The 18,268-nt window shown below is 33.4% G+C and carries 23 protein-coding genes and 2 pseudogenes; 18 read left to right on the top strand and 7 right to left on the bottom strand.

Going from position 1 to position 18,268, the window contains the following annotated elements; all coding sequences use genetic code 11:
- Window positions 1-61 precede the first annotated feature (61 nt).
- Window positions 62-238, top strand: a complete 177-nt coding sequence (locus tag POF52_RS06860; RefSeq protein WP_271991259.1) for a hypothetical protein — start codon at window positions 62-64, stop codon at window positions 236-238.
- Between the two features lie 58 nt (window positions 239-296).
- On the opposite strand, the gene POF52_RS06855 is transcribed toward POF52_RS06860, so the two are convergent.
- Window positions 297-659 carry a YesK family protein gene (locus tag POF52_RS06855; RefSeq protein WP_271991256.1) on the bottom strand — a complete coding sequence of 121 codons (363 nt, stop codon included), beginning with the start codon at window positions 657-659 and terminating at the stop codon, window positions 297-299.
- A 226-nt stretch (window positions 660-885) separates the two neighbouring features.
- Here POF52_RS06855 and POF52_RS06850 point away from each other — a divergent pair, with 226 nt between their 5' ends.
- From POF52_RS06850 to POF52_RS06840, 3 genes and pseudogenes are all read left to right on the top strand, one after another.
- A complete protein-coding gene (locus POF52_RS06850) occupies window positions 886-1,323 on the top strand; it encodes an NUDIX hydrolase (protein ID WP_271991253.1) in 438 nt (145 codons plus the stop codon).
- Between the two features lie 94 nt (window positions 1,324-1,417).
- The gene (locus POF52_RS06845; RefSeq protein WP_271991251.1) at window positions 1,418-1,801 is read left to right on the top strand and encodes a YkvA family protein; all 384 of its coding nucleotides are present in this window, start codon (window positions 1,418-1,420) and stop codon (window positions 1,799-1,801) included.
- A gap of 100 nt (window positions 1,802-1,901) precedes the next feature.
- Window positions 1,902-3,371: pseudogene (locus POF52_RS06840) on the top strand (hypothetical protein).
- 210 nt (window positions 3,372-3,581) lie between these two features.
- Here POF52_RS06840 and POF52_RS06835 read toward each other — a convergent pair.
- Window positions 3,582-4,079 carry a DUF2062 domain-containing protein gene (locus POF52_RS06835; protein WP_271991249.1) on the bottom strand — a complete coding sequence of 166 codons (498 nt, stop codon included), beginning with the start codon at window positions 4,077-4,079 and terminating at the stop codon, window positions 3,582-3,584.
- A 315-nt stretch (window positions 4,080-4,394) separates the two neighbouring features.
- Between POF52_RS06835 and POF52_RS06830 the strand changes: the two genes are divergently transcribed.
- Both POF52_RS06830 and POF52_RS06825 read left to right on the top strand, forming a co-directional pair.
- On the top strand, window positions 4,395-5,306 hold the full coding sequence (locus POF52_RS06830; protein WP_271991247.1) for a C40 family peptidase: 912 nt from the start codon (window positions 4,395-4,397) through the stop codon (window positions 5,304-5,306).
- 493 nt (window positions 5,307-5,799) lie between these two features.
- A complete protein-coding gene (locus tag POF52_RS06825) occupies window positions 5,800-6,396 on the top strand; it encodes a YdcF family protein (RefSeq protein WP_271991244.1) in 597 nt (198 codons plus the stop codon).
- A gap of 112 nt (window positions 6,397-6,508) precedes the next feature.
- On the opposite strand, the gene POF52_RS06820 is transcribed toward POF52_RS06825, so the two are convergent.
- A complete protein-coding gene (locus POF52_RS06820) occupies window positions 6,509-7,123 on the bottom strand; it encodes a DUF998 domain-containing protein (protein ID WP_271991241.1) in 615 nt (204 codons plus the stop codon).
- A gap of 265 nt (window positions 7,124-7,388) precedes the next feature.
- The gene (locus POF52_RS06815) at window positions 7,389-7,823 is read right to left on the bottom strand and encodes a diguanylate cyclase (protein WP_271991239.1); all 435 of its coding nucleotides are present in this window, start codon (window positions 7,821-7,823) and stop codon (window positions 7,389-7,391) included.
- A gap of 96 nt (window positions 7,824-7,919) precedes the next feature.
- On the opposite strand from POF52_RS06815, the gene POF52_RS06810 reads away from it, so the two are divergent.
- On the top strand, window positions 7,920-8,423 hold the full coding sequence (locus POF52_RS06810) for a DinB family protein (RefSeq protein WP_074897115.1): 504 nt from the start codon (window positions 7,920-7,922) through the stop codon (window positions 8,421-8,423).
- A 199-nt stretch (window positions 8,424-8,622) separates the two neighbouring features.
- On the opposite strand, the pseudogene POF52_RS31150 reads toward POF52_RS06810, so the two are convergent.
- Window positions 8,623-8,727, bottom strand: a pseudogene (locus tag POF52_RS31150) (GNAT family acetyltransferase); the annotation flags it as partial.
- Window positions 8,728-8,858: 131 nt separating this feature from the next.
- Here POF52_RS31150 and POF52_RS06800 point away from each other — a divergent pair.
- From POF52_RS06800 to POF52_RS06760, 9 genes are all read left to right on the top strand, one after another.
- A complete protein-coding gene (locus POF52_RS06800; protein ID WP_047932722.1) occupies window positions 8,859-9,164 on the top strand; it encodes a hypothetical protein in 306 nt (101 codons plus the stop codon).
- Between the two features lie 212 nt (window positions 9,165-9,376).
- Window positions 9,377-9,607: a DUF3923 family protein gene (locus POF52_RS06795; protein WP_074897119.1), complete on the top strand. Its 231-nt coding sequence runs from the start codon at window positions 9,377-9,379 to the stop codon at window positions 9,605-9,607.
- A gap of 41 nt (window positions 9,608-9,648) precedes the next feature.
- Window positions 9,649-9,849, top strand: a complete 201-nt coding sequence (locus POF52_RS06790) for a hypothetical protein (RefSeq protein ID WP_271991228.1) — start codon at window positions 9,649-9,651, stop codon at window positions 9,847-9,849.
- A gap of 119 nt (window positions 9,850-9,968) precedes the next feature.
- Window positions 9,969-10,319, top strand: coding sequence for a hypothetical protein (locus POF52_RS06785; protein WP_271991225.1), 351 nt, complete (start codon window positions 9,969-9,971; stop codon window positions 10,317-10,319).
- 110 nt (window positions 10,320-10,429) lie between these two features.
- Window positions 10,430-10,762, top strand: a complete 333-nt coding sequence (locus POF52_RS06780; protein ID WP_176583722.1) for a hypothetical protein — start codon at window positions 10,430-10,432, stop codon at window positions 10,760-10,762.
- A 95-nt stretch (window positions 10,763-10,857) separates the two neighbouring features.
- Window positions 10,858-11,205, top strand: coding sequence for a hypothetical protein (locus POF52_RS06775; protein WP_271991222.1), 348 nt, complete (start codon window positions 10,858-10,860; stop codon window positions 11,203-11,205).
- 247 nt (window positions 11,206-11,452) lie between these two features.
- On the top strand, window positions 11,453-12,028 hold the full coding sequence (locus tag POF52_RS06770; RefSeq protein WP_176583720.1) for a hypothetical protein: 576 nt from the start codon (window positions 11,453-11,455) through the stop codon (window positions 12,026-12,028).
- Window positions 12,029-12,412: 384 nt separating this feature from the next.
- Window positions 12,413-13,336 (top strand): LysR family transcriptional regulator, encoded by a 924-nt coding sequence (locus tag POF52_RS06765; protein ID WP_271992173.1) that lies wholly within the window; start codon window positions 12,413-12,415, stop codon window positions 13,334-13,336.
- Window positions 13,337-13,505: 169 nt separating this feature from the next.
- A complete protein-coding gene (locus POF52_RS06760) occupies window positions 13,506-14,195 on the top strand; it encodes an alpha/beta fold hydrolase (RefSeq protein ID WP_271991219.1) in 690 nt (229 codons plus the stop codon).
- Between the two features lie 87 nt (window positions 14,196-14,282).
- On the opposite strand, the gene POF52_RS06755 is transcribed toward POF52_RS06760, so the two are convergent.
- Together POF52_RS06755 and POF52_RS06750 are read right to left on the bottom strand one after the other, a co-directional pair.
- Window positions 14,283-14,870: a DUF4825 domain-containing protein gene (locus tag POF52_RS06755; RefSeq protein WP_271991216.1), complete on the bottom strand. Its 588-nt coding sequence runs from the start codon at window positions 14,868-14,870 to the stop codon at window positions 14,283-14,285.
- Between the two features lie 230 nt (window positions 14,871-15,100).
- The gene (locus tag POF52_RS06750; protein WP_271991213.1) at window positions 15,101-15,940 is read right to left on the bottom strand and encodes an alpha/beta fold hydrolase; all 840 of its coding nucleotides are present in this window, start codon (window positions 15,938-15,940) and stop codon (window positions 15,101-15,103) included.
- Window positions 15,941-16,381: 441 nt separating this feature from the next.
- Here POF52_RS06750 and POF52_RS06745 point away from each other — a divergent pair, with 441 nt between their 5' ends.
- Together POF52_RS06745 and POF52_RS06740 are read left to right on the top strand one after the other, a co-directional pair.
- Window positions 16,382-17,158 (top strand): SDR family oxidoreductase, encoded by a 777-nt coding sequence (locus POF52_RS06745; protein ID WP_271992171.1) that lies wholly within the window; start codon window positions 16,382-16,384, stop codon window positions 17,156-17,158.
- A 283-nt stretch (window positions 17,159-17,441) separates the two neighbouring features.
- A complete protein-coding gene (locus POF52_RS06740) occupies window positions 17,442-18,233 on the top strand; it encodes a phosphotransferase (protein ID WP_271991210.1) in 792 nt (263 codons plus the stop codon).
- Window positions 18,234-18,268: the final 35 nt, after the last annotated feature.

Raw genomic sequence — 18,268 nt, 5'->3', positions numbered from 1 at the left:
TAAAAAGCTGGGGCTAGGTTGAAAGATAAAACTTTTTCATTATGAGAAAGGTGGGGATGAAATGGCAATAGGAATCGCCTTAACTGTTTTAGTATTAGGTCTTATGTTTGCGAATGGACTAAGCCAAGGAAAGTTAGCTAAAAGAAAATATATAGTATGGGGAACGACTATTATATTAATAATAACTCCATTCTTTTCATGTCTTTCCATGGGTTGTTTCTATTCTGTTTGGTATTAATCAAGGAGATGGTTTTGCAGCAGTTGGTTTAATGATGTTATTATTGCCGCTTTTCTTTTTAATCGGAGTCGTTACTCTTCTGATAGGTATTTTTAAGAAGGACAATATGAATAAATCTATTTAGAAAGCAAAGAAAGCTCCAAGATTTATTCATGGGGCTTTCTTTACTTTTTATTATCTCACTTAACGATATGATGATTATAGATATAATTGATCCTATAAAAATAGCAAAATTAACTACTCCAATTCCCATACCAGTTAATCCTCCGTAAAAATAGCTTATGACAACAACACTTAGACTAACTATTCCTGCAATTAAAGGTATTGTATATTTTAAAGAGGATGTTGTTCTGCCCAGTTTGTATGAAAGTAAAAGTAAGCAAGCAACTGTAGTTATAACAATCAAGTACATTATAGCCATTTTTAACCTCCTTGAGCTGTATGACATAAATATTACCATAAATTTACACGTTGATAAATGGTTTTTTGAATCTAGAAACAACGATTGGAAATAAATCATAGCCTGTCTATCTCATAGATTTTAAAAGCGAGTTTATACCAACCCAACATATGTATGTGTAATTTACCAAAGAAGTTTGTTGAAAAAGAAATTTTTTAATTAGTATCTATTAAAAGAGGAAGCCAATATGCAGGATAAAACGATGATAACAAAAGTTATGGCTTACATAACTAGATTCAATGAGCCCTATACAGAGTTACTAGTTTGCGAACACAAAGATTATCCAGAAGCAGGAGTTCAAGTTCCAGCCGGTACTGTAGAAGAAGGAGAAACAATTGAAGAAGCTTTATATAGAGAGGTCAAAGAAGAGTCTGGGTTAATGAAGTTTTTATCAGTGAACAAAATAAAAACATACGTCTATCATCATGAAGGTAAAAGTCAGTATCATGAACGACATGTTTTTCATTTAGAAGTTCAAGAAGAAACGGCAGAACGGTGGGAATATAAGGTGAATTCTGAAGGGGAAGATGAAGGATTAATTTTTTCCTATTATTGGGTTCCTGTTAGAGCTGTTCCTAAACTAGCTGCAAATCAAGATGACTGCATTAATCAGTTATTCGTATAGTTTTGAATTTACTCATAAAAGAAACATGCAGTTAAACAAAAAATAAAACCGATTTTCACATTATATTAAACCGTCCATAAGGAAAATAGGAAACATGCTTAATCAATTAAAGCTGTGGGCTAGAAAGTTAAAAAAACAGCTATTTATCTTATACTTAGCTTATAAAGATGAAAGAGTATCTTGGTATACCAAATTATTTACTGCTTGTGTTGTTGCATATGCCTTCAGTCCAATCGATTTAATTCCTGATTTTATACCGGTTTTAGGCTATATTGACGATATAATCATTGTTCCTTTAGGAATTATGCTTGCTTTGAAGATGCTGCCTAAAAATGTAATAGAGGACTGCACAATAAAAGCAGAGGAGCTCATTCAAAATGAAAAACCGAAAAATTGGGTTGCGGGTTCAATTATTATCATAGTATGGCTACTTATTTTTATGTGGAGCTGTTTTATTGTTTTTAAGTTTTTAAACTGAATGTAGTCTTACAAAGAAAAAATATATTAGGTTTACTATGGATCGTTATGATACAAAATGGTAAATGATATATATAATTGAAAGGAGTACATTAGAACACATGCAGCAAATTGATATTCAAGAAAAAAAGATAGACAGAGCTCTCTTTCAATTTGTTTTCCCTTTTTCCTTAAAGCAAGGAACAGAATCTACTATCTCCCTTTTTTAAAAAAAGAACGGTTTTAAGCTATTTCAGTTAAACCAACTAGAAGATGAGTGCGCATATTACGGCGATTTTAAAGTCTCTCATCGTGATATGGAGGCTTATTATTTGTCTTTTACTAATAAGATACTCTTTCCACACTCAGAAAAAGAAAAGGGCCTTCATAGATATTCAAAGCCTTTAAATATCAGAGGCGAGTTAATGACGGATACAGAGTGTATTCCTTTTCAAATACACTCTATTGATTTAACTACATGTCCCTATGAACTCGGATTTTTAACCATTCGAACTGAATTGAAACCCTCTACGTCTATGTCATTGTCTCATTCTTTAGAATTCGCAGATCGCTTTCGTGTATTAGAACCACGAACACGAAAAGATAACAGTACAAAAATTGAATGCGATGGCAACACATACAGGGGAGGAGGAGAATTTGTATTTAACCACCTTTTTGAGGGGCTTTCCCGCTTTTTTGAAGGTGATTCAAAGAAAAATTCTTATTTTGAAACTTTTTCTTTTTTTGAAGATGAAAGAATGTATGTCCAATCCTTGGTGTCATTAGAGAAAAATGAAAAAATCGATGTAGTTGATGTTTATCGAATGGGAAGTCTTTGTGGCTTAACTGTAGAGGGAGAGCCATATGTTCATGCTAATAACCTTCCTTACATTCAAGATTATTTACAAACACATGCTTATCAGCGCTGGGCTCCTAGCACTTATTTTCTGGTAGAAGAACATATTTTTACTTGTATAACGATTCAAGATGAACGTACAACTCCTGATCTAGCTAATCAGTTTTATGGAGAATTTTACTACGGGCTTGTATTAAATCTTTTTCACAAGATCGTTTTATTAAAATTAGCTAATACCTATGCAGAGCTAAATATTGAAAAAGACGTAAAAGAAATGGGAAAATTAATTTATTCCATTAATTCGTTTACCGCCAATTATTTTTCGCTTGAAATAGTATCTCAGTCCCGAAGTCGTGATATTTTCTATCTTCTTAGGGAAAATTTCAATATTGAGTTGTTATATAAGGAAGCTAAACAATCTCTAGAGAGTTTATTTAGATACCAGGAAAACGTGAATGCGAAAAAAGACAGCCTGTTATTGCTGATTTTGACTCTTTATTCCGTAGTAGGTCAAATGCTTGGAATGGGGCTTGTAGTAAATGATTTTATCGGAAGAATCAAATGGAGAAATATACTTGCATACAATCCTGTAGAATACTTTGCATTAATCCTAGCAGCTAGCGGGGTCATTATCTCTCTGATACTAGGTATACAAAGTTTGTACCGATGGATAATTGACCAAAGAAATCGAAAAAAATGGGTGAAACAGACTGTATTATCTTCAACAAAGGAGTGAGAGCAGATCCTTATTTCCTCCATATGCATCTTAAAGCAGAAACAAAGGTTGCATCTTAGCCCATAGTTGGTAACCACAGGTATCAATTATGGGCTAATTTATCTCTATGCCTTTTAAAGAAATGTTCAGGTTAATGGTTATATTTTTATATAAATTATATTGATTTACAATTAGAAATAAAGGTTGAAATTAAACTAATAATCCATTTGTTTAGTACGTTTTTTTTACTATCCATTTTTTAGAGATGTAGTGTAAGAGGAAGCCTCTGTACTGATTTATAATATAGTAACTAACAATATAGAGTATACTTCCAAACAAAAAGCTATTAAGAAACATTCCCGTTAAAAAATTCTTTCCTACTTTCGCTCCTAGTTCTAGTCGATTATCCAAATTTTCATCTGCACTTTGAAGTAAAGTTTGATCAAAATCAAGTGGAAATATATATCCTCCAACTACTGTATTCAAATAAAACATCAACGGAAAAGCCCACATAAAAAACATTCCACCAACGAGTCCTGCTATGCTGTTTCCTTTACATAATTTAGCTAAACCTACGGATATTATAAGGCCAAATCCAAAGGTAGGAATAAAGTTCACAACAGAACCTAGACTAAAACCTAGCGCAACTTTATGTGAATGATCTTTTAATCGTAATAGTTTAATAAGTAAGTATTTAAACCGGCGCTTCAAAACCACTATTTTGTTCACATTATTCCTCCTATCTCTTTACACTTGTATCCTATTTTTTCTTTTTATGGTTACAACCATAAAAAGGTGCTTTATTGTATGAAAGATTTAGCGGTATATACGTAAAAAGAAGAGTAAGATTAAAGAAGAGTAACTTTAACCATTATAAGTATATTTATACTTTATATGACAAAATAAATAATTACTTCCTAATAAATCAAGTGTTTTTTAAAATTGTCACAAAAAATCCACAAATAGGTTGTTTCTTTTCTATTTCTCCCTGCTAAAATTTTATAGTCAAGAACAAGAAAAATATAACATCGGGGGATATACTTAGTGAAAAAGATAATTTCTTCATTAGCTTTATGCTCATCATTGATTGTTTTACCAACAATAAGCCATGCAGCTTTAGGAGACAAGCTATTAAAAGAAGGCATGACAGATCCAGACGTAAAAGAATTACAGGATGTTTTAAGACAGAAGGGCATATTTTCAGCTACTTCGACTGGCTATTTTGGTTCAATTACAAAAGATTCAGTTCTAAGCTTTCAGCGTTTTCATAGTTTAACCGCTGATGGAATTGTGGGACCCAATACATATCAAGCGTTAATAGCTAATTCAACAAGTGCGGTTACAAGCAGTACGCTTCTAAAATATGGAATGACTAGTAATGAAGTTGAAAAAGTCCAGCAATTGTTAAAGGAAAAAGGTTACTTTAATGCCACACCAACAGGCTATTTTGGTACAGTTACTCAAACTGCGGTTATGAATTTCCAACGGGATCATGGCTTAGCCGTGGATGGAATAGTAGGTCCAGCTACTTTGAATGCCTTAAATAACGCACCTACTAGCTCCACTGGTTCTTCAACTGTCAATAGTTCAACGCAAGCGACAGCTAGTGATATTGTTGCTTATTCTAAAAAATTCATAGGGGTGCCATATGTGTGGGGAGGAACGTCTCCGAGTGGTTTCGATTGCAGCGGTTTCATTTATTACGTGTTTAAAAATGGAGGTGGAGTAACTGTACCGCGAACAGTAGCTACCTTGTATCAGTCAGGAAAAAGTACATCTACTCCAAATGTAGGAGATATTGTGTTCTTTGATACTACTGGAGGTCCTTCACATGCTGGAATTTATATTGGAAACGGGCAGTTTATTCATGCTGGCAGTTCAACTGGTGTAACTATTGCATCGTTAAGCAATTCTTACTGGGCACCTCGTTATTTAGGAAGTAAATCTATCCTCTAATAGATTACTAGCAAAAAAATATAGCAATTGAAACTAAGCAGCTTTATTCTTATTTGTGTAAATAAAGTGAAAAGTCCTGATATATAGTCAGGACTTTTTGTTATAACAGCGAACAATGGTCTTAATATAAATGATGTAACTAATTCTCTTTACACTAAAAAACTGACCATAATGGTCAGTTTTTTAAGGTTAATAAATAAGTTATTTTGCTCACTTCTCATATCATTTGTAATTTTATCATTGAAAAATGAAAAATAAGTGAAAAAACCAATATTAATACAAATAAGTGAAAAAATATTTAAGTTTGTATAAAATTCATTTGATTCACGAAAATATTGAGAAAGAACGTTCATTGAAATTTTTAATGTTAACTTTTATATAAAAGCTGTGATTGCTTACAGAATGCAAAGTTTTTTTGAAAGTACCTTTTTATTTTTATGAATATTGAGCTTTATGATACGATATGAAGTGAACTTTTTAAATGAGGGTCTATATGCAAAAAATTAAAGGTAAAAGAGTAAAGATCAGCATATTCATGCTGGGATTAGGGATTATTTTTTTTCTGTTTGCCGGGAAAGAGCTTGTCGTAAACGAAAAGCCTGTAAAATCTGACGTGATTATTGTGTTAAGCGGTGATAATGATCGGCTGGAGAAAGGAATTGAATTATATAAAAAAGGCTATGCGGCTAATTTAATCCTTTCGAATGGTCAAGAGAATAATTTTTATCATCAAGCCAAGGAATCAGGGGTACCTGAGGATTCAATTATATTAGAAAATCACGCTACAAGTACTACGGAAAACGCTAAATTCACAAAAAGGCTAATGATGAACTATCATTTCCAATCCGCTATCGTTGTTTCTTCCAACTATCATATGAAAAGGGTAGAAAAAAACTTTAATAAAGAATTTAAGGATACCCAAATACAATTAACCTATTGTTCTAGTGGAAGTCGTTATTATAATCCACAGAGATGGTGGGAAACTGCTTTGAATAGAAAAGTTACCTACACAGAATACGTCAAGCTTATTGGCAATTATTTTGGTTTTAGCGGAAAGAAATCTAAAGAATTATTAAGAGAATTTATCTAACAAAATCGTATAAAAAGTCCATAGGGGATGTCCCTATGGACTTTTTGCTATTTAAAATTACGAGTAGTTGAACGTAATCTTGTAAGCTCATATGAAACGGAATGATAATGGATTACCTGTTTAATATAAAGGAAAGCACGGTGCCCCATATAAAGATTACTAAATAGAATAATCTTTGCAGCAGACCGGTAGGCATAGGAACAAAAAATACAAACATAATGAGTATGAGGATGAATAGTAAGGAGACTAAACAGCCATAAGTCCAATACTTGCCGCTGGTTAAAGAGGATGCATATATCCAAAGACCAGCTAAAACAGTAATCATGCCAAGCTGAGCGAATATTGAATGCCAAAATAAATTTATATCAGCCGGTATAAAGCCTGAAACAATGTTACCCAAAGCTAATATAAGAATAAAAGCTGTTGCTAGTTGGGTTATTTTTGTTTTCTTTAGGTTTTGTGAAATGTACAGAACACCAATTGAAAGTGTTAATCCGTTTATAATAAACAATACGTTCATCCAGAAATGGTGAGGAGAGCAAATTTTATGAGGTGCAATTGAATAGGTGTAGGTTCCACAAGAAGTTACGCCAAGATCACTCATTGCGTGATGTAAAAAACTGTAGGAAGCAGTTGAAGTCAAAATAAAAAAAGGTTCAACTAAAAAATACAAGCAAGTAGCAAACCAGCTTAAAATGCCAACCTTTTTTGATATATACAGAATCATCACCTCTTAAAAAGCGTTATACACGAATTATATATCCAAATAATGTTAAACAGAATGGTCTTGAAGCCTGTTTTTATATAGGGCTTGAGGTTGATGTGAGGAAGGAGGACAAAGTGTTTAAACTTTGAGGTGTTTAGGAAAGGACCTCTTTATTAATGCTTTGTAGCAGTAAAGAGGTCCAAAAGCTGCTTAATTAGAAATGAATAACTGCTGATTATAAGGCTTAACTTACGTGTAGTTTCATGTATCCAAAACGCAGTGACATTCAAGGCGTTTTATTTAAAATTTTATAATCTGATGTTTTTTTAATATCTATATCATATTCATGTGCAAATGTTTCTAATTCCTTAAAAACATTTGGTGGATTAAATAATGCTATTCGCATATTCCACCCGTTTTCTACTTTTACTACTGCTAATTTTGTTTTCCAACTTAACCGTTTAAATACAATTTTTTTAATGTCCCTTGGTTTAACAGTTTTTGCATATACTTTAAACCGTAATATATATGTTCTATAGGTTAAAGTATCTTTGTCTATCTGAAATTCATATCTGAGGAAAAGGGAAAGAAACGAACAAAGGATAGCAAAAAGAAGTAAAAAATCAAGTGCTTTATATTGAACTGCTTGAATGCATAATAAAGCATTTAAAGATAATAGGATGAAAATAATAGTTTTTTGAGCAGTAGCTTTAAATAACATAGAATCTCCTTTCTTTAGTAAATAAGCCAACTGATTTTTTCTATGATATTATTTAAGTGTTAATTTAGATTAGATTTATATTAGGAGGTCTTGTACATGTATAATACCATTTCAGATTTTATCAAAGAATGGAACAACGAAGCTACGCTAACTCAAAAAGTTTTGGATAGCTTAACAGATGATTCATTGAAACAACAAGTTTACCCTGAAGGACGTACGTTAGGAAGAATTGCTTGGCATTTTACAACAAATATTCCAGATTATCTAACTGAATTTGGACTGAGCATAGACAGAATAGAAAGTACAGCAAGCGTTCCATCTTCAGCACAGGAAATCGCTATAACCTTTAAAAATGTAAGTTCTCACGCTGCTAAAATCATTGAACAGCAATGGACAGATGAATCTTTAGAACATACGCAAGAAGCGTTCGGAAGAACCCAATCAAATGCCACAATCTTAATGGGACTAATCAAGCATATTGTTCATCACCGAGGTCAAATTACCATTCTGATGCGTCAAGCAGGACTAAAACCCCCTGGAGTTTATGGGCCTCCAAAAGAAGATTGGGTTCATTTAGGTGTGGAAAACCCACCGCTTTAATAATATCAGGTAAATAAAAAAGAGGCTGTTCATAGAAAATACTATAAATTTTTTTTCTAGGCAGCCTTTACGTAAAACCTAATTAATCAGTTAGTACTTACTCTGAAAAAGTTTTTGAGTACTGCACAACACCTTGCATATTTTTTAATAATCCCTCTGTTAACTCTAAGGTCATAAAGAATTCTTCAGGCACGTCAAAATGTTCTTTCTTATCGCTGTATTCTTCATTTAAAAAAGCGTTTTTCACAACTTCTTCAGTTTTATTATATTCTTCAGTGAGTTCTTGTTTAATTAAGATATCCATAATTAGTATGTATATATTTTATAGTGTTATATTTTATGAGTCCACCTTTAATACATAATATTTGTAAATTTTTATGGTAAAATATACTATATATTGTTAAATTAGAGTGTGTGAAGAAGGGGTAATATCTGATGTTGAACGTATTATTTATATGTTTAGTAAGCTGCTTCATTATTTATATTGGGAAACGTGTATGGAAAAAAGGTAATACTAATTTCATTGCTGGGTATGGAAAGATATTTACACCTAAGGATGAAAAACAGCTCGCTAAAGGAATTGGCCTTATTATTATGTTATTTGGCTTTGAATCTATAATATTCCCCATTCTCTCTTTGTTTTTTGAAGGGATTGGCTTTTATTATGGATTGCTGGTTGTATTAAACTTCTTCGCTATATTTGGACTTATGATAAAGGATCAGGTGCAGGGAAAAGTCTAAGGAGGAGAAAAAGATCAATAAAAATATTCGACTTATGATTGGTTTACTCAGCACCATTATCCTGTGTTTTTATGGAATAAGAGGTTTATTCATACATGAAACAATACCATTTTCTTCTTACCTCTTTGCGGTAGGTGGAGCTATCTCCATCATTACTCTTATCTGGGAATTAAAAAAGAAAGATACTGCTTAAAAATGGAAGGAGTGATGATGTGAAAAGACGATGGATTTCCTGGTGGATAGCTAATATAATTTGGATCATACTTTTCGTCGTAGGCACAGCTGTTGTCTGGACAAGAGAAGTGGATGGAGCGGGTGTTACCCAAACACCAGAGCTAAAATTGTTCGCATTTATAGTGTTGCTAATTGCATTTATTTTCCCTTTGATTATTCAAGTTATATGGCTAATTATTAATTTTAAAACTAGTAAGCATGTACTATAGAAACTAGGAATGATGTTATGGAATAGAGAGGGATGATGTGTATGCAAAGCAAAAAGTGCTCTAAATGTGATTCAACTCTAATCAAAGCTCGTATTCAATCATCACCTGGTACAGTAGGTGTAAATAAAACACCGAGCAGCGTATTAAACAACAATCACAATTACAGTGAGTTAATACCTTATGTTTGTTCAAGCTGCGGTTATGTGGATTTTTATGGGGAGGAGCCTGGAAAGTTTGTTTAATAGAACTTTTAGGATTGTTCGTTTTCGAATACATTATGATACGTTACTGAACTTGGTATATCCTCTAATGTCGATTTTAATTAAAGGGCAAGGAAAATGATTTGCGGAGGCTGCTTATTATGAAGAGAACACTTAGTTTTCTGTCAGTAGTTTATTTAACCGTTCTAACTGCATGTAACCAAGAAAGTACAGGAATAAATATAGAGAGCTCTGCTATCATTGTGATAGTTGAAAATAAGGAATATAACGGAACAGAAGATAAATTAGATCAAACACAAGAAATAGGAGACCAAATAGGAACAATAGAAAAGAAAACTAAAGCAACTAAAATGCCGGCAGGTAATAATCAATCAAACTATTTTACAGTTGGTTCAGAAATCTATTCAGTAAAAGGAACAGAGGATTATATTATAGTTAAAGATAAAGATCATAAAAGTCAGTTAATGAAAAAGGTAGCCCAAAAAAGGTGAGTATTATTTAAGTTGACTACTTTATCTTTCAGAAAATACGTTCTATGTGAGCGTATTACATATATCAAAACCTAATTATAGTAAAACAAAAAAATTTTAAGAGGTTGAAAGTGAATAAAAAAATTCGATGGGGTTTAGCTAGTTGTATAACAATTATAGGGGCGTTAAGTATATATTTTTTGTTCTTTTCTTACGATAAGTTTTATGTAACGAAAGACGAGAATATGTTTAACACAAAGCTTTTAAGTGATACGTATGGAAATTATGAGTGCGTGGAGATGGCTGATCAAACAAAGTATGACTCTAAGAAATATTTTAGAGCCTTTGGTAAAACACAAAATGGTGATTTTATTTATGCTATTAAAGGTGATCCTAAGCATAAACAATTGCTGCTAGTTGAAAACACGGAGATGCCTATGTGGTTTTTATATTCTTGTCAATAAAGGTGCTAAAGTGTCTATAAAATCCATTATGGTAAATAAAGATGTTGCCTCATTTTTCTTTTGAAATATATTTCGAATAAAGAAGGGGCTGTGTTATGAAAAAGTGGTTATACTTACCTTTTATTCTATCTTTGGCTATTCTATGTGCAGCATGTTCAAGTTTAACTTGGGAGAAACAATATGCGGATTCTCCACTTAAGGAGTTATTGTCAGATGGAGAAGAATATTCTATTTTGGCAGTAGGTGAAGACATCGATCATCCAGAGGAAATAATGGGTTTAAATCTGGTTCGATATTTTTCCTCTTTAGAAGAAGTAAAGAATCAATATCCAGACTTAAAGGTAGAAGGCAGCCCTTTCTTTATTATTTTTAATGATAAAGAAGTCATTTTAAGAACTTCAGAATTAAACAAAGCGATACGTTTTATAGAAGAAAATTACTAGATACAAAAAATGTATAATAAGCTCCATTACGTCCATCTTCAGCATTCATTTCCAAATTAACTTCCTTCTCCAAATCTATTTTTTAACTAAACACTTAAAAACTAATAAAAGACACCAAGGAAACATAAAGCACCTTGGTGTTTTTACGTTTAATAATATCTCATATGACAATTATAAAATACAAAATATAACAAATATGATAACATATGTTTGTTGTTGTAGGATAAAAAATGTTTGGAGGAGAAATATGAAAAAGTTCTATCTGGGGTTGTTTGTTATTTGTGTGGTGTTTATCATTTCCGCTTGTTCAAAAACGGAATATGTAAACAATGTTGAGTACTTAAAATTACAAAAAGCAGAGGTAACGTTAACAGATGATAAAAAGATCGTTGGGGAAATGATAGTACCTGATAAAAAGAATAAAAGTAAACGTATCGTTCCAACGGAGTTACACTATACATTCACGATGGAAAATAAGTCTAATAATATTATGGCCCTCTCTGATTTTGCTAAAACAAACATTCGCATAGAACCAGATAAGGAGTTAGTATCAGCTGTAAAAGAAGCAATTGGTTCAAATATTTATAATATGGATAACAATAAGTTAGGTATTGGTATGAGTATAGGAGAAATTCCATCTAAAGGAACAAGTAAATTTACTCTTAGTTATACCTTAGGAGCAAAGGAAAAAAATAATGAATTACCTCTTTTGCCAGCTGAAGAAAAACTAAAAAAGCTACAGGCTAATGCATTAAAAGGCACACTCATTATCTCTCAAGATGACAAGGACATTGCGGAGTTCAGGTTAGATTCAAGACAATAAACATGATTTCAAGTGTAAATAAGCGAATAATCCACTTACTCTGGCAACATACGGAGTTAGTGGATTATACTTTTATATTTAAGCGCTTTTATGTGACAGCTTTTTTTGCGTGTGAGATTAGTTTTAATCATTTAGTCACGATAAGCGCTCGAATAATTTCATTCCAATAGTATTTGAAGTTTTTTTCGCTGGTATCTTTTTTCGCTAGACTCATTGATTCCTTCGTATTTTCTTTTTTTATAGACATTATGATTTCCCCTTATCTCTTTATATTTAGTATGTTGTGGTTTGATTTACCATATTTTATAATGAAATTAGCAATCATTACAGATGAACATTACGATTGAATCAATCGAAATATCCGATTATATAGAGGTGAGGAAAATCGAAATAAAACAACTAATTACATTTAAAACAGCTGCAGAAAATTTAAATTTTACCTATACAGCTAAAGTTTTAAATTTTGCTCAATCAAGCGTTACCGCTCAAATAAAAGCGCTTGAAAATGAACTTGAAACGCCTTTGTTTGAACGTTTAGGGAAGCGCTTAGTTTTAACAGAGGCGGGTAGAGAATTTAAAAGATACGCTGATAAAATGATTCAATTGACTAAGGAAGCCAAAAACGCTGTAAGTGGAGTGGAGGAGCCTGCGGGTACACTTATTATTGGATCTTCTGAAAGCCAGTGCACGTATAGGTTACCTCCAATATTAAAAGAGTTTAAGGATCAATTTCCAAAGGTTAAAATGATTTTTAAGCCCATTTACTCTCACACACAAACAAGAGCGCAGCTACTAGACGGTACTCTTGATATCGCCTTTACAATGGAGCCTATTCAGCATCATGATGCAAATTTACATACACAATGTCTTGTTGCAGAAGACTTAAAAATTATTGCTTCTCCTCAGCATCCTTTAGCTGATAAAACGGATATCTACTTAGAAGAGCTTGAAAATGAGACTCTTTTATATACTGAGTCGGGTTGTTCATATCGGGTAGTATTGGAAAACTTGTTTCGCGAGGCAGGTATTTGTACATCAACTAAATTTGAATTTGCAAGCGTGGAAGCTATTAAGCAATGCGTCATGCTGGATTTAGGTATTGCCATATTGCCCGAAGTAGTAGTAAAAGGAGAGCTTGAGAAAGGCATATTAAAAGAATTGGCTTGTACTAAAGTTGATACGCCTCTTTATACACAAATGTTTTGGCATAAAGATAAATTTATGTCTCTTCCTTTACAATCTTTTATTCAATTGGCTTGCAGTACTTTTGGTTTAAATTATATAGGTATCCAAAGTGAAAAACTCTAGGTACGTTAATTATGCTGACTAAAGAATTACACAGGATATATAAAATAATCTGATGTCTTTCCCAATAAGATAAAAGGTGAAGGAAATCTTCATTCCTTCACTAATATATAGATGAACCTTAATAAACTAGATTTTAATTGGTGAAATCTGAGTTAGGAGTTGATCTAATTTGAAAATGCAAGTAAATCAAATTGAACTAAATGGTTTAACATTTCAGTATCGAGAGGCGGGTGAAGCTTCGGCACCCGCCATTATTGCACTTCACGCTTTGGGAATGAGCGCAGAGTCTTGGGATGAAGTAGCAGCTGTATTAGGGAAGGAATATCGGTTTCTAGCTTTAGATCAGCGAGGACACGGTGGAAGTGAAAGAAGCGGTACCTATGCGTTTGAACTTATGTGCGATGACTTGCTTCAGTTTGTAAATGCGATGAATTTGGAGAGCTTTACGTTGATTGGGCATTCTATGGGTGGTACGGTGTCCTATCTTTTTTCTGAAACATTTCCAGAAAGGGTAGATCGATTGATTGTTGAAGACACTCCTCCACCTTTTACAGGAGAAAAGTTCGAAATTCCTGCCAAACCGCCTGGTCCTTTATCGTTTGACTGGGAGGTTGTACCTTCAATTCTTCAACAGTTAAACAACCCCAACCCTAAATGGTGGGGAAGTCTTACAGAGATAATTGCACCTACTCTCATTATAGGAGGAGGATCCAGCCATATTCCTCAAGATAAATTGCAGGAAGTTTCTAAGCGTATTCCAAATTGTAAATTAGTAACGATAGAAGGGGCTGGACATGAGGTGCATGCAGGAAACTTATCCGCTTTTTTAACTGCTGTGAAAAGCTTCCTTGCTTCGTGACTTTCTGGAGCTTTTATTTAATTTGAAAGTTTGGTTAAGTAAATAGAAAACAAATAAAGAGCCTTAAATAAGGCTCTTTATTTGTTCTTATTCTTTTACGATAGGAACATTCTTAAAAAATTGTTCTCGAATAGTTGCCGATTTAACTGCTTTATTAATCTTCTCTTTATTATTATCTATAAATTGCTGTGCGTTTTCTTTATCAAATAACTCATTGCTACTTGGTAAAGTTTGAATGTTTTTGGAAATGAATTGTTTCATTTCTTGTCTAGATACTGAGAATTTCTGATCATCTATTTTAAAACTGTACCCTTCAGAATTAGGTATTAGTATCGTTAAATAAATAGCATTATAAAGAAAGTTTTTCTCTAGTGTATCCCTACCGTCGAGCCAATATTTTAATATTTCATCTTCTGATAAAGAGTCCTCTTTAGTACCATACATTATTTTTGGTGTTTTATTATGTAAATTAATTTCTTTAAACGTTTCTCCTCCAGGCAATGCTCTTACAATAGCTACTACGTTAGAATTATCTCCAACATAAGTTCCACTGTGGTCTTTAAGATCTTTTACATCAACAGTGTTAATGCTTGTGAATTCTTCTTTTGAAGAACAGCCGGTTATACCTACAAGGATTAATAAGATTAAACAAAAAAGTACCTTAAAATATTTCATAAAAACCTCCATTTTCTTACTTTAATACCCTTATGTGGATATTTCGCGAATTATCAGTGTATCGTAAATATGATGTTTTGAAAAGATGTAGGTACTTTTGTACAAAATACCCTTTGCTATAGGAAAAGTTTTATCTACTGTAAGTAGAAGGAAGGAACTTTGAAACATGAAAAGACCGCAAAGCTTTCTTAAAAAAGCGCTTTGAAGTCTGCATATCTCATGTTTTGATTTTAGGAGCTAATCCTTACAATTGATTTGATGATTTGTTCCCAGTCTTCGCTATGAACTTCATGTCCTGTACGATCAAGAGCTATTAAATTAGCATGAGCAATAGCTTTTGCAAGAGCAAGTCCATGTTCGTATGGGAGTGCCGGATCTTCTGTTCCATGAATAATCAGTGTAGGTATAGTAATTTCACTCAATCTGTCATAATATTGGCCTCCTCCTTGAAGCAAAGCATGGTTAAATCTACTTGGCAGCTGTTTGGCGCGGGCAGCTTCTCTTTCTGCTAGCTTATACATTCTTTTCTCTTCATAAGGTTTTGTTCCACTTAAAATTTTCCATCCACCTGCAAGGTAGAGAACAGTCTCCTCTTGATTTGACCAGTCTATGGAAGCACTCTTCTTGTGGTAATCAAGTATCCGCTGATCCATTGGGGGCAATTTTTCCGCCTCCGTTCCAAATACGCTTGATGCAATTAAAGTAAGGGAGTCTATGCGATCCGGATATCTAAGAGCAAGGATTTGTCCTATCATCCCGCCCAAAGACATTCCCACAATATGAGCTTTGTCTATAGAGTAAGCATCTAAAACACCAATTGCATCGTCAGCCATATCCGTTATTGTATAGTTAGACGTACCGGGTGGATAAGTGGTAGATCGCCCTAAATCACGATGGTCGTAACGAATAACAAATCTCTCATGTTCAGCGAGGCGAAGACAGAAGTCTTCATCCCACCAATCTAACGAAGACATTGCTCCCATTATTAAAAGTACAGCAGGATTCTTGGGGTTTCCAAAACTTTCTGTACAAATCTCAACGTTATCAATTTTTATTATCTCTTCATTCATTCGTGTACCTCCTTTTAAGTGTTAGAGAAATGAAAAGCAGTCCTTTATTCAGTTCTCTAACATAGGGATATTTCCTTTTAGAATTTTATTTAGGAAATCGATTATTCTACCTATCTCTTTATCTTTTTACTAAAAAGTAAAATATAACGTTCTTGAAAATGTAACTAAGGAAAGAGCCTAAACTTGTTGGAGACTAGGGGGATTCAGCTTTTGCTGTCTGAAACATGTTGATAAGGCAGGAAAGTTGAATGCATGTATGGAAAAATACTTATGTGAGGTGAAATAAGAATGAATGATTACTATGGAGAAAATACCTTTTAAACTTTAATTACATTTTTTCATTTATTACAACTTGATAGATTAATATACATATACGGGATTGCTGAATTCGTGTGCTATTGATAAGCATATGAATTCAACGTTCTCATGAGGAGATGCTTTATGAAGCAGTTAATAAATAAAATTGCAATTGTTACTGGTGCTAGTCGGGCAAAAGGTATTGGTACTGAAATATGCAGGGAATTAGCTAGAGAAGGCGCAGATATTTTTTTCACTCATTGGTCAAAGTATGATCGTTTAATGGATTATTTTAATGAGGATGATTTTAAATGGTCGAAACATCTTATGGAAGAGATTCGCAGTCTGGGAGTGCGATGTGAATCAATGGAATTGGATTTATCGCAACCCGATGCACCAAGAAAGCTGCTTGATGAAGTTCAAAACAAACTAGGTTCTCCATCAATCCTTGTAAATAATGCAACACATTCCGTGGACGTAGATTTTCGTTCTATAGATGCTGATATGCTTGATGCTCATTATAACGTGAATATTAGAGGGACGTGTCTTTTGACTGTTGAGTTTGCACGTCTAATCGAAGGTAAGCATGGCGGTCGAATTATTAATATGGTTTCAGGTCAAGATAAGTCACCTGAGCCTGGGAATTTGGCTTATGTTGCAACAAAAGGGGCTGTTTCTACGTTTACTAAATCAGTTGCTATTGAATTAGCACCTCTTAAAATTACTGTTAATGCTGTAGATCCTGGACCAACTAACACTGGCTGGATGAGCAGTGAGTTAAAGGAAGAGCTACTGCCAAAGTTCCCAATGGGTCGACTTGGTGAGCCCCGGGATGCCGCAAAATTAGTTATCTTTTTAGCAAGTGAAGAATCAGAATGGATTACCGGACAAATTATTCACTCAGATGGAGGCTTTTGGTGATTTAACACAGTAGCGGTCTTCCACTTTTTAGCGGATTTTTGTATGAAACAAGCAGTTAAAAGGATCTTCGAATGAAGATTCTTTTTTATAATGTAACGTAATATAACGATAACCGATTTTCTCCACTTTATTAGTCAGTCCCAAAGGATTGTTGATGGGCTACAAAAGAAAAAGTACGGACTTTTCTAAATCAGTAGTAAAATGAGATATTTCATTTATGACGAATGCTTTATCATTTTCACTTATTGATGACAAATAGGATATATTCAGGGGGAAGGTTTATATGTCAAGCTTTGAGGACGAAGAAGTGCTAACAGGAGGGAATGTCTCTAACGTTTATCGCTCGGGAGATACTGTACGACGAGAATTAAAATCAGATAGTCATAAATTTCATAAACTATTAAAGCATTTAGAGAACAAAGGTTTTAGTTATGCACCAAAATTTTTAGGCATTGATGAAAAAGGGAGAGAGGTCTTGTCATTTATTGAAGGTGAAGCTGGTAATTATCCCTTGAAGAAATATATGTGGTCTGATGATGTTTTAATAGAAATAGGGAAAATGCTCCGTCTTTATCATGATTCAGTGAGTGATTTTTCATTTGATGACAGCTGGAAATCAATAGATCACACTCCTAAACCATTTGAGATACTATGTCATAATGATTTTGCCATATACAACATCATTTTCAAGCACGAAAGACCAGTAGGCATCATTGATTTTGATGTTGCTGGGCCCGGTCCAAGAATTTGGGACATTGCTTATACTCTTTATACGTGCGTCCCTTTAAGTAGATTTTATCTTTCTTACACAGGTGAGAGGATTTATTATAATTCATTGCAGCATGCTCAACATATAAACCGAAGAGTGAAATTATTTTTTGAATCATACGGCGAAGAATTACAAGAAGGTTATTTGGAAGTGGTATTGCTGCGATTAGAGGGGTTATGTAAAACAATTACAAGAAAAGCCAGTGAAGGCGACAGTGTGTTCCAAAAAATGATAGGCGAAGGGCATCTTGAACATTATCAAAATGATATTAAATTTATTCGTGAACATAGGAGAGAATGGGTTTAAGGATAAGTTTTAATTAAAGAAACAACACATTTTTA

Source organism: Priestia sp. AB, from assembly GCF_028369225.1.
Classification (GTDB): Bacteria; Bacillota; Bacilli; order Bacillales; family Bacillaceae_H; genus Priestia; species Priestia megaterium.
The sequence above is the reverse complement of the archived record's forward strand: the minus strand, read 5'-3'. Positions and strand labels throughout refer to the sequence as shown.